6 protein-coding genes and 1 tRNA gene are annotated in these 11,994 nt (G+C 61.3%); 4 read left to right on the top strand and 3 right to left on the bottom strand.

The features are described 5' to 3' along the window. Position 1 precedes the first annotated feature (1 nt). From KW403_RS11725 to metH, 3 genes are all read left to right on the top strand, one after another. Positions 2-637, top strand: coding sequence for a cysteine hydrolase family protein (locus tag KW403_RS11725; RefSeq protein ID WP_223019664.1), 636 nt, complete (start codon positions 2-4; stop codon positions 635-637). Between the two features lie 83 nt (positions 638-720). Further along, positions 721-3,765: an aminotransferase class III-fold pyridoxal phosphate-dependent enzyme gene (locus tag KW403_RS11730; RefSeq protein ID WP_223019665.1), complete on the top strand. Its 3,045-nt coding sequence runs from the start codon at positions 721-723 to the stop codon at positions 3,763-3,765. A 134-nt stretch (positions 3,766-3,899) separates the two neighbouring features. Further along, on the top strand, positions 3,900-7,682 hold the full coding sequence (metH, locus tag KW403_RS11735) for a methionine synthase (RefSeq protein WP_223019666.1): 3,783 nt from the start codon (positions 3,900-3,902) through the stop codon (positions 7,680-7,682). A gap of 392 nt (positions 7,683-8,074) precedes the next feature. On the opposite strand, the gene KW403_RS11740 is transcribed toward metH, so the two are convergent. Next, on the bottom strand, positions 8,075-9,040 hold the full coding sequence (locus tag KW403_RS11740) for a helix-turn-helix domain-containing protein (protein ID WP_223019667.1): 966 nt from the start codon (positions 9,038-9,040) through the stop codon (positions 8,075-8,077). A gap of 301 nt (positions 9,041-9,341) precedes the next feature. Between KW403_RS11740 and KW403_RS11745 the strand changes: the two genes are divergently transcribed. Next, entirely contained in the window at positions 9,342-11,171 is a 1,830-nt protein-coding gene (locus KW403_RS11745; protein ID WP_223019668.1) for a cation:proton antiporter, read from the top strand. 22 nt (positions 11,172-11,193) lie between these two features. On the opposite strand, the gene KW403_RS11750 is transcribed toward KW403_RS11745, so the two are convergent. Then, positions 11,194-11,535, bottom strand: coding sequence for a YbaN family protein (locus tag KW403_RS11750; protein WP_223022540.1), 342 nt, complete (start codon positions 11,533-11,535; stop codon positions 11,194-11,196). Between the two features lie 230 nt (positions 11,536-11,765). Then, a tRNA-Phe gene (locus tag KW403_RS11755) sits at positions 11,766-11,841 on the bottom strand. Positions 11,842-11,994 lie beyond the last annotated feature (153 nt).

Here is an 11,994-nt window from a genome sequence, read left to right on the forward strand (position 1 = left end):
CATGGAACTCACGCGCAACGTTCCCATCGAGCCGGCAAAGGCCGCGATCCTCTATGTGGATGTGCAAAATTTCAGCGCCAAGAAGAAGGGCGCGGAGTTTGCCGATCTCGACGAAAAGACATTGAATGAGAAATATGGCTGGTATTTCGGCCGGCTTGAGGGCGAAGTCATCCCGCGCATGCAGAAGCTGCAGGCGGCCTGCCGCAAGGCCGGCGTGGAGGTGATGTACACCACCATCGAAAGCCTGACGCTGGACGGGCGCGACCGCAGCCTCGATTACAAGATCACGGGCTTCAATGTGCCCAAGGGCTCCTGGGACGGAAAGGTGATCGACGAGATCGCGCCGGGCGAAGACGAGATCGTGCTGCCGAAGTCTTCCTCCTCCGTCTTCGTCTCGACCCATATCGACTACATTCTGCGCAATCTCGGCGTGAAGCAGCTCATCATTTGCGGGCTGATCACGGATCAATGCGTGGAGAGCGCCATTCGCGATGCCTGCGATCTGGGCTATCTGGTGACGCAGGTGACGGATGCCTGCCTGACCTACAGCCAGGAGCGGCACGACAATTCGCTGCGCACCATCAAGGGCTATTGCCGGCAGGTGACCACGGACGAGCTGATCGCGGAACTCTCCTAGTTCGGTTGTTCTCAACGACCCTGAAAGTGGTCTCGATCGCTGCATGAATGACAGGCCGGAAACGGCACGCGGGAGGGTTCAGCATGACCGCAATTCTCGACACGGTTCCGCGCTTTTCTGAAGAAGAGGCGGCAGGGCTCCTCAATGATGTCTATGGCATCGAGGGCACGCTTTCGGCTCTGGCGAGCGAGCGGGACCAGAATTTCAAGGTGAAGACGCCGGAGGGTGCGTTCATCTTCAAGATCGTCAATGCGGCGGAGCCGGTCGAGGAGAGCGATTTCCAGACAGCGCTTCTAAAGCACATTCAATCCGCTGCGCCTGACCTCCCGCTACCGAAGCTGCTTCCGACGCTGAAGGGTGACGCACTGGGGGCTGTCGACGGCGCGAACGGTGCGACGCACAGGCTGCGGCTTGTGAGCTGGATCGAGGGCACGCCACTTGCCGAAGTGCCGCGCAGCGAGGCGGCCATGGAGAGCCTCGGCGCGCTGCTTGGCCGGTTCAACAACGCGCTTTCCGGCTTCATGCACCCCGGCGCGGTGCGGGCGCTCGACTGGGATCTGCGCCTTGCAGGCAACAGCCGCGCGCGGCTTGAGCATATCCGCGATGCGGATGACCGCGCGCTTGCTGAGCGTTTCATCACGCGCTTCGAGACGATGGTGCTGCCACGGCTCTCGCGCCTGCGCGGTGGGGTGATCCACAATGACGCCAATGACTGGAATGTACTGGTCGATCCGGACGACCACACGGCAATCTGCGGCCTGATCGATTTCGGCGATGCACTTTACAGCGCGCTGATCTGCGAGGTGGCGATTGCCGGCGCCTATGGTGCGCTCGACTGCGACGATCCGCTGGGCGCCATCGGCGCGCTGGCGGCGGGTTTCCATGCGCAATATCCGTTGCTGGAAGACGAAATCGACCTCCTGTTCGATCTCGTTGCCATGCGGCTTGTGACTTCGGTGACGATCTCGGCGAGCCGCCAGTCGGAAGTGGCCGACAATCCCTATCTTGCTGTCAGCGAGAAGCCGGCCTGGGATCTTCTGCGCCGGCTGGGGGCGATGGACCCGCGCTTTGCGACGGCCATCCTCCGAAATGCCTGCGGCTTTGAGGCCATGCCGGGTGCGCGAGCGGTGAAAACCTGGTTGACGAAAAACCGCCGCCGTTTTGCGCCGGTGCTTTCCCGGCTGGCTGCGAGCTATCCGACCGCCCATGTGCCGCTTGGCGACCGGAACGATCCAATCGCCATTGCTTCAGCCGAGGAGCGGCCAGACGAGGCGCAGGCGCTCTGGGAAGAGGCGGTGGGCGATGCGAGACGCATTCTGGGCATCGGCCCGTGGGGCGAAGATCGCGGGGTCTATACGAGCGAGATTTTCGAGTCCCGACTGATCTCCGGCACCCGCCGCACGCGCCATCTGGGGCTCGACCTCTTCCTGCCGGCTGGCACCGCCCTTTATGTGCCGCTTGAGGCAACCGTGCGCGAGGTGAGCATAGAGCCGGCGCGGCTCGGCTATGGTGCGGTGATGGTGCTGGAGCACAGGCCGGAGGACGGCCCGGCCTTCCTGTCTCTGTGGGGGCACCTTGCCCATGAGGTTGTGGACCGGCTGAAGGTGGGCGACCGGGTCGAGGCCGGTGCGTTTCTGGCGCATATGGGCGGGCCGAAGGAAAATGGCGGCTGGATGCCGCATTTGCATTTGCAGATTTCCTGCGACACGACGATGAGCGCCGACGACATTCTGGGCGTTGGCGAGACGCGCTATCTGGAAACATGGGGCGAGCTCTTCCCCGATGCGAGCGATTTCGCCGGGCTCGTGGCGGTCGATGAAGGGCGGCTCTCCAAGGCCGAGATCGTGGAGAAGCGGCAGTCGCTGCTCCTTCCGAACCTGTCGATTTCCTATGAGGAGCCGATCAAGTTCGTGAAGGGCGAGGGCGTGTGGCTCATTGATGACCGTGGCCGCGCCTATCTCGATTGCTTCAATAATGTTTGCCATCTCGGGCACTGCCATCCGGCGGTGGTGGAGGCGCTGGCACGGCAGGCGGCGACGCTCAACACCAACACGCGCTATCTGCACGACAACATTGTCGCCTATGCGGAGCGGCTGACGGCGACCATGCCGGAGGAACTCTCCATAGCGGCTTTCGTGAATTCGGGCTCTGAGGCAAACAGCCTGGCGCTGCGCATGATGCGGGCGCATACGGGCCGGGAGAACGCCATCGTTCTCGACTGGTCCTATCATGGCACGACGCAGGAGCTGATCGATCTCAGCCCCTACAAGTTTCGCCGCAAGGGCGGGCAGGGGCCGAAGCCGCATGTGCACGTGGCCGAACTGCCCTATGCCTATCGCGCGCCGGCCGACTGGCCGCAGGAGGAACTGGCGCAGCGGTTTGCCGCAAGCGTGGCCGAGCAGATCGATACCATGGCTGCCAAGGGCGAGGCACCGGGCTTCTTCCTCGCCGAATCCATCCCGAGCGTGGCCGGGCAAGTGTTCATGCCGGAGGGATATCTCGACGAGGTTTACGGCATGGTGCGCGCGGCGGGTGGCATCTGCATCGCCGACGAGGTGCAGGTGGGTTTTGGCCGCGTAGGCAGCCATTGGTGGGCATTCGAGACACAGGGCGTGGTGCCCGACATCGCCACGGTGGGCAAGCCCATCGGCAATGGCCACCCTATGGGCGCGCTGGTGGTGCGGCGCGAGATCGCCGAAAGCTTCCACAACGGGATGGAGTATTTCAACACGTTTGGCGGCAACCCCGTCTCCTGCGCGGTGGGGCTCGCGGTGATCGACACGATCGAGCGGGACGGCCTGAGGCAGAACGCGGCCGACATCGGTGACTATCTCAAGACAGGCTTCATCGAGCTGCAGCATCGCTATCCGCTGATCGGCGATGTGCGCGGCATGGGCCTCTTCCTCGGCATTGAACTTGTCGAAGACCGCGAGACGAAGCTGCCAGCCACAGCAGCTGCGCGCGCGATCTGCAACGAGGCACGGGCGCGCGGTGTGCTGATGGGCACGGAAGGCCCTTATGACAATGTGTTGAAGATGCGCCCCTCGATGATCTTCAACAAAGCCAATGCCGACCATCTGCTGGGCGTTCTGGAAGAGAGTTTCGAGGCGGTGGCGCGGGCGAGCTGACATCGTTCAGGGACGGGTAAATCGCTGCGTGTACGCAAGGCTGATCCGTGATATGGTTGGGGCTTGCATGTTGACATAAAGATATCTTTATGTGATGCAGACCCCTCTAGCATCAAGGATGAAAAGCGTCGCGTATGTCGTCAATCGATGAACTGTTTGGCCCCGTTGGCGAAAAGCCGGATGGATCGGAAATCTTCGCCGCGCTGCGCAAGGCCGCGCGTGAGCGTATTCTCATTCTTGACGGCGCGATGGGCACGCAGATCCAGGGGCTCGGCTTCGACGAGGATCATTTTCGCGGTGACCGGTTCATCGGCTGCGCCTGCCATCAGCAGGGCAACAACGACCTTCTCAACCTGTCGCAGCCCAAGGCCATCGAGGAAGAACATTTCCGCTATGCGATGGCGGGTGCGGATATTCTCGAGACGAACACATTCTCTTCCACGACCATCGCCCAGGCCGATTACGGCATGGAGGAGATGGTCTATGAGCTGAACCGCGACGGGGCGCGGCTTGCGCGCCGGGCGGCCAAGCGCGCCGAAGAGAAGGATGGCGTGCGCCGCTTCGTGGCAGGCGCTCTCGGGCCGACCAACCGCACCGCCTCCATTTCACCGGATGTGAACAATCCCGGCTACCGCGCCGTGACCTTCGACGATCTGCGGATGGCCTATGGCGAGCAGTTGCAGGGGCTACTCGATGGCGGTGCGGACATCGTGCTGATCGAAACCATTTTCGACACGCTCAACGCCAAGGCGGCGATCTTTGCCTGCGAGGAAATCTTCGCCGAGCGGGGTGTGCGCCTGCCGGTGATGATCTCCGGCACGATCACCGATCTTTCAGGCCGCACGCTTTCCGGCCAGACGCCGACGGCCTTCTGGCATTCGGTGCGTCATGCAAAGCCGATCACGATCGGTCTGAACTGCGCACTGGGCGCTGCGGCCATGCGCCCGCATCTGGCGGAGCTTTCCGGCGTGGCCGACACGCTGATCTGCGCCTATCCGAATGCCGGTCTTCCGAACGCCTTCGGCCAGTATGACGAAAGCCCGGAGATGATGGCCGAGCAGGTCGCGGAATTCGCGCGCGAAGGGCTGGTCAATGTGGTTGGCGGCTGCTGCGGCTCGACGCCCGAGCACATTGCCGCGATCCGCGACGCGGTGGCGAACCATCCGCCGCGCGAAATCCCCGAGCGCCCGCCGCTGATGCGCCTTTCGGGGCTGGAGCCCTTCACGCTGACCGACGACATTCCCTTCGTCAATGTGGGCGAGCGCACCAATGTCACCGGCTCTGCCAAATTCCGCAAGCTCATCACTGCCGGCGACTTTGCCACCGCGCTGGACGTGGCGCGCAACCAGGTGGAGGGCGGCGCGCAGATCATCGACGTTAACATGGATGAGGGCCTGATCGATTCCAAAAAGGCGATGATCGAGTTTCTCAACCTCGTGGCGGCGGAGCCCGACATTGCGCGTGTGCCGGTGATGATCGATTCCTCCAAATGGGAGGTGATCGAAGCGGGCCTGAAATGCGTTCAGGGCAAGGCCGTGGTCAACTCCATCTCGCTCAAGGAAGGCGAGGAGGCGTTTCTCGAACAAGCCGGACTGTGCCGCATGTATGGCGCGGCGATGGTCGTCATGGCGTTCGATGAAACCGGTCAGGCCGACACCAAGGCGCGCAAGGTGGAGATATGCACCCGCGCCTACAAGCTTCTGACGGAAAAGGCCGGTGTTGCACCGGAAGACATCATCTTCGATCCCAATGTGTTCGCGGTGGCGACCGGCATTGAAGAGCACGACAATTACGGCGTCGACTTCATCGAGGCAACGCGCGAGATCACTCAGAGCCTGCCGCACGTCCATATCTCGGGTGGCGTGTCGAACCTCTCCTTCTCGTTCCGTGGCAATGAGCCCGTGCGCGAGGCGATGCATGCCGTTTTCCTCTACCACGCCATTCAGGCGGGTATGGATATGGGCATCGTCAATGCCGGCCAGCTGGCCGTGTACGACACGATCGATCCCGAGCTGCGCGAGGCTTGTGAGGATGTCGTGCTCAACCGCGTGCCGAAGGCCGGTGGTACGGCGACGGAGCGCATGCTGGAGATCGCCGAGCGTTACCGCGGCACTGGCGGACGCGAAGCCAAGGAAAAAGACCTCTCCTGGCGAGAACTACCGGTCGAAAAGCGTCTGGAGCACGCGCTGGTCAACGGCATAACCGAATATATCGATGCGGATACCGAAGAGGCGCGGCAGAAAGCGGAGCGCCCGCTCCATGTGATCGAAGGCCCGCTCATGGCCGGGATGAATGTCGTCGGCGACCTTTTCGGCGCGGGCAAGATGTTCCTGCCGCAGGTGGTGAAGTCGGCCCGCGTGATGAAACAGGCTGTTGCGCTACTCCTTCCATACATGGAGGAGGAGAAACGGGCCAATGGCGGGGGCGAGCGCGAGAGCGCCGGCAGGATCCTGATGGCGACGGTGAAGGGCGACGTTCATGACATCGGCAAGAATATTGTCGGCGTCGTGCTTGCCTGCAACAATTACGAGATCATCGATCTGGGCGTGATGGTGCCGGCGGCGAAGATTCTTGAGACCGCCCGCGAAAAGAAGGTCGATATCATCGGTCTGTCGGGCCTCATCACCCCTTCGCTGGACGAGATGGTGCATGTGGCGGCAGAGATGGAGCGCGAAGGGTTCGACATTCCGCTTCTGATCGGTGGCGCGACGACCAGCCGTGTGCACACGGCGGTGAAGATCCACCCGAGTTATGATCGCGGCCAGGCGGTTCACGTCAATGATGCGAGCCGTGCGGTGGGTGTGGTCTCGAACCTCTTATCTGCCGAAACGCGGGATGGTTACATCACCAATCTGCGCGAGGAATATCGCAAGGTCACGGAAGCGCATGAGCGCTCAGAACGCGACAAGCAGCGCTTGCCGATCGCCAAGGCGCGCGCCAATCCGCACAGGATAGACTGGGCGGCGTACACGCCGCCAAAACCAAGCTTCACCGGCACGAAGGTTTTCGAAAACTGGGATCTGGAAGAGCTTGCGCGCTATATCGACTGGACGCCTTTCTTCCAGACATGGGAGATGAAGGGGCGGTACCCGAAAATTCTCGAAGACGAGAAGCAGGGCGAGGCCGCGCGGCAACTCTTTGCCGATGCGCAGGCCATGCTGAAGAAGATCATCGACGAGAAATGGTTCGTGCCGCGCGCCGTGGTCGGGTTCTGGCCGGCCAATGCGGTTGGGGACGATGTGCGCCTCTTCACCGACGAGACGCGGAAAGAGGGACTTGGCTCCTTCTTCACGCTGCGTCAGCAGCTTACCAAGCGCGGTGACAAGCCGAATGTCGCCCTGTCGGATTTCGTTGCGCCGGTGGACAGCGGAAAACCGGACTGGATCGGTGGTTTCGTGGTAACGGCAGGCATCGAGGAAGTGGCGATTGCCGAGCGTTTCGAGCGGGCAAATGACGACTACAATTCGATCCTCGTGAAGGCGCTGGCCGACCGGTTTGCGGAAGCATTCGCCGAGCGCATGCATGAGAAGGTACGCAGGGAATTCTGGGGTTATGCGGGAGATGAGGATTTCACACCCGAAGAGCTGATCGCCGAACCCTATGCAGGGATCCGCCCGGCGCCGGGCTATCCTGCCCAGCCGGATCACACAGAGAAGATGACGCTGTTCAAGCTTCTGGATGCGGAGAAGACTGCGGGCGTAAAGCTCACCGAAAGCATGGCCATGTGGCCGGGCTCTTCCGTTTCAGGTCTCTATTATTCGCATCCGGAAAGCTATTATTTCGGCGTCGCCAAGGTCGAGCGTGACCAGGTGGAAGACTATGCGGCGCGCAAGGGCATGGATGTGGCGGAGGTGGAACGCTGGCTCGGGCCGGTGCTGAACTATCTTCCATCTTCCTATTCGGAAGCTGCCGAGTAATCGCGGCTTGTCCAAAGGTGCGGCGCGAACCCGCTCGCGCGATCGGTGAACCGCGTGCTCGCCCGGGCATCGTCCCGGAGGTCTCGTTTGCTCCTGAAAGAAAAGGAGCAGGCGGGGGCTATTAGCTGGCGGCTGAGCCTCCCGCCTGCCGGGGCAGCCCCTTCCGGAAAAAAGAGAAGAGGCAAGGCGCAGCGTCTGGTTCAACAGATTTGCCCAGACGCATTCGAGTGATCTGAGTTCGGCGCGGCCACTGTTTTGGAACCATCCCGAACTCAAACCGCATTTTTATGCATTACGTAGAAAGTAGTGTGATGTCGTACTGCAAGGCAGTGGGTATGAACCGACCGCAGTCTCAACCTGTCTCAAATCTGAAACAGGTTGGGGGCAAAATCTCAATTGCCGCGGTCTATTCCCAGCCGTGCCATCTTCCGGTGCATGGTTGCCCGGGAAATACCCAGCTGACGTGCAGCTTCTGAAACATTGCCGCCGGTGCTGAGAAGTGTGCGCTGCAAAGCACTCCGCTCGGCGTCTGCCAACGCAGGCACATCAGAGCCATCGGAGGCATCATAGAGGCTGCTCGCGGAGATCGGTTTGGAAATCGGGCCCGGCGGCAGATCGAGCAAGGCCCGCGCCGCTCGTGTTGCACCGACAACCAGATCATGACGATCAACCGCGATAAGGGCTGTCGGGTCTGCCACGGGCAATAGCATGATCCGTGCCCCCGGATAGGTCTGCCGAAACGCTTCTGCTTCGATGCGGCGTGCCGCATCGCCGACGACCGTCGCGATGAGATTGATGGCCCCCTCGGTTAGATCGGCGCGGCACGAAGAGACATCGATCGCCCCCGCGAGTTGCCCTTCGTGGTCGTAGACGGGCGCCGTGGTGCAGGAGAGGACCGTGTTGCGCGAATGGAAATGCTGGTCGAGGTGAATTGTCAGCGCCCGGCGTTCCACCAGGCATGTGCCGATGCCGTTGGTGCCTTCAATATGCTCGCTCCAGACATTGCCGGCCCAAAGTCCCCATCGCCGAAATGTGTCGTCATCGCCTGCGGCATTGCGATGTTCAACGGGAATGCCCTGCTTGTTGGCCAGAAGCACGCAATAGCCGGAGCTGCCCACGGCGAGAAAGAGCTGGTTCAACGAGGTTTGCGCAGAGCGGATCAACGGTTCGCATCGGGCACGGGCCGCGGCGAGCTCGAAGTCCGAAATACGTTCCGGCCCGCGTTTCTGAGCCGGATCAAGTCGGTGCAGGCGACAAGAGCGCTGCCAGGATGCGACCAGCGCGGATTTTGCTGCATGGTCTGACTCCACCGCTGCCAGCACGCGGTCCGCATGAAAAATCAGACCTCGTCCACTCATGGTTCCCTCCCCATGACCCGCAGGCGCGCTCCACGCTAGTCTCAACTGCCGGGCCTGTTGCTGATCATGGCTGAAGTTTCGTTGCTGGAACCGATCTGTCAATACGACCTTTAGAAAGAATGGGTAAGCGAATTAGTGGAAGTGGCGGAAACACGGGCGGGCTCCGCGCCGACCCATGTTTTTGTCCACACACCCGAATGTTTTCCTCACGGGCATTTGATCTGTTGGATGCGGGGACAGGACCGACTATTCTGCCTAAGGCGTTCCAGTTTCCTGCCTTTCTCGGACAAACGGATTTCTTATGCATGATATCGGACTGAAAATCGCGCTGATCGGCGTGATGGGCATGGGCGCGCAATGGCTCGCCTGGCGGCTGCGCTTGCCCGCTATTGTGCTTTTGCTACTCGCAGGCGTTCTCGCTGGCCCGGCCACTGGGTTCGTTAATCCGGCGGAGGATTTCGGCACGATCTATCGGCCGCTGGTCTCGCTCGCCGTCGCAATCATTCTGTTCGAAGGCGGGCTCACGCTGAACTTCAAGGAGATCAGCGAAACCTCCACGGCGGTGCGGCGCATCATCATTTTCGGTGGGCCCCTTGTTTGGGTGATGACCGCGTTTTCGGCTCACTACATCGGCGGACTGTCCTGGCCGACAGCGGTCGTGCTCGGCGCCGTCCTCGTGGTGACCGGGCCGACCGTCATAACGCCTCTTCTGCGCCAGGCGCAGCTTGCTGCGCGGCCGGCGTCGCTGCTCAAGTGGGAGGCGATTGTCAACGATCCGATTGGCGCCCTCTTTGCGGTTGTTGCTTTTGAGGTCATTCTGGTTCTGATCGGGCAGCATCAGGGTGGCAGCCTTGCCTATGTGGTGGTGGCCGCCTTCGTTGTCGCGGTTGCAGGGGGGTATGTGGCGGCGCGTGCCATTCACTGGGCGTTCGTGCACGGCGTTGTTCCTGAGTTCCTGAAAGCGCCGATCCTGCTTGCCACAGTGCTGTTGGCCTATGCGCTGACGAACCTGGTTCTTGAGGAGGCCGGCCTCCTGACAGTCACAGTCATGGGCATCGTGCTTGCAAACACGCGCATTGCGAGCCTTGCGGAAATGCGGCGTTTCAAGGAGACCATCACGGTCTTTCTCGTCTCGGGCATATTTATCCTTCTGACTGCATCGCTCACAATTGATGATTTCAAAAGCCTCGATTGGCGCGCGGCCATGTTTGTGGCGTCGCTCCTCTTTGTCGTGCGACCTCTGGCAATCATGACCGCCACGGCGGGGTCCGGCGCGACGCTTGCCGAACGAACACTTTCAAGCTGGATTGCGCCGCGCGGCGTGGTGGCTGTCGCCGTGTCCGGCCTGTTTGGCGGGGCTCTGGCAGATGCCGGCATTGCCGATGCGAACCGCATGGTGGCCTTTACCTTCGCCGTGGTGGTTACCACGATTGTGCTGCATGGCTTCACACTTGGCCCCCTGGCTTCGCTGCTGAAACTGAAGAGCGCAGAGAAGCCCGGTCTGCTCATCGCGGGAGGACCAAGATGGGCCATCGACCTGGCGCGGAAACTGCGGGGGATGGATGTGCCGGTCATGATTGCCGACCCGAACTGGAACCACATTGCGGAGGCACGCCTATCCGAGGTGCCGGTGTTCTACGGGGATATCTTGTCGGAAGAGGCGCATCACAGCATTGATCCCAAACGGTTTTCAACCCTGATCGCTGTAACCGACAACGATGCCTACAACTCACTCGTCTGCACGGATTTCGCGCCGGAACTTGGCCGGTCACACGTCTACCAGCTTGGGCGTGGGGCGGATCAGTCCAAACGCATGTCGCTCAATTTCACCCTCGGCGGTCGGCCGCTGACAGAGGAGGGCGTGGATTTCCGTACCCTGCGCGAGCGGCACTGGCAGGGATGGACCTTCCAGGCCACGAAGCTGACGGACGAATTCGACTATGACGCCTATCTGGATAGTCGCGCGGAAGAGGCGATCGTGCTTCTGTGGGTGAAGCCCTCTGGAAAGCTTGTTTTTGCTGCCGGGGCCAGTGGGGCGCCCTCGATCGACGATCGTGTGATCAGCTTCACGCCGGCGAAGGACCGCAGGGCGGGCGCCGAGAGCGAGGCGACATCCGTCGAAAAGGGATGATCGGGGGCGTGTCTGGCACGTGTCAGGCTTCTGGTCTTGACGCGATCCAGACGGCCACCGCGGCCATGGCTGCTGCGAGTGTCAGCGCGATTGTCATGCTTGGCTTGTAGAAAAAAATGCACAGGCCAAGGCCCAGGGCCATGCCGACTGCCGCAAGTATTTTCGCGCGGCGTGGGACAACGCCACGGTCGCGCCAATCACGCAGAACGGGCCCGAACCGGGGATGTTGAAGCAATCTGCGTTCGAGTGTCGGTGAAGAGCGCGCAAAAAACCAAGCGGCGAGGATGAGGAAGATTGTGGTCGGCATGATTGGCAAGAACGCGCCAATGAATGCCAGTCCCAGCATCATGAACCCCAGCGCCATCAGTGTGATGCGCTTTGCATTCCGGAATGCCGGCGCGATCTTCAAGGTTTAGGCTCCATCAAACATCATCGTGGCCGCCGCCGCCGCTCGGTCAGTGCGAATCTGCCGCCGTGCATGTGCATGCCCGGACGGTATTCATTGAAGCACGCGCACCGCAAGAGCACGACGCTTTGAAAGGTCGTTGTCGCGCAAACCTGAAGCAGTGATCGAAAAATTGCACCGTAGAAAAATGGTGCCCAGAGGCGGATTCGAACCACCGACACGCGGATTTTCAGTCCGCTGCTCTACCAACTGAGCTATCTGGGCAATCCCTGCTTCACGATGCCCTCGCAGAGGTTTCTGCTGGTCATGGCGGGGTTGGTTCTCCACCGGAAGCGCGTGGGTTATAGCACGAGATTTTCCGCTGACAAGCGTCCATCGGTCGATTTGCAGGGACTTTTTTCAAAACCCGCGCGAAGC

Origin of the sequence: Nitratireductor kimnyeongensis (genome assembly GCF_019891395.1) — a bacterium.
GTDB lineage: Bacteria > Pseudomonadota > Alphaproteobacteria > Rhizobiales > Rhizobiaceae > Nitratireductor > Nitratireductor kimnyeongensis.

Bases quoted from the DNA above. Each gene is read 5' to 3' on its own strand.
- KW403_RS11750 (WP_223022540.1), bottom strand. From the start codon at position 11,535: ATGGCGCTGGGGTTCATGATGCTGGGACTGGCATTCATTGGCGCGTTC.
- KW403_RS11730 (WP_223019665.1), top strand. From the start codon at position 721: ATGACCGCAATTCTCGACACGGTTCCGCGCTTTTCTGAAGAAGAGGCG.
- KW403_RS11745 (WP_223019668.1), top strand. From the start codon at position 9,342: ATGCATGATATCGGACTGAAAATCGCGCTGATCGGCGTGATGGGCATG.
- KW403_RS11725 (WP_223019664.1), top strand. From the start codon at position 2: ATGGAACTCACGCGCAACGTTCCCATCGAGCCGGCAAAGGCCGCGATC.
- metH (WP_223019666.1), top strand. From the start codon at position 3,900: ATGTCGTCAATCGATGAACTGTTTGGCCCCGTTGGCGAAAAGCCGGAT.
- KW403_RS11740 (WP_223019667.1), bottom strand. From the start codon at position 9,040: ATGAGTGGACGAGGTCTGATTTTTCATGCGGACCGCGTGCTGGCAGCG.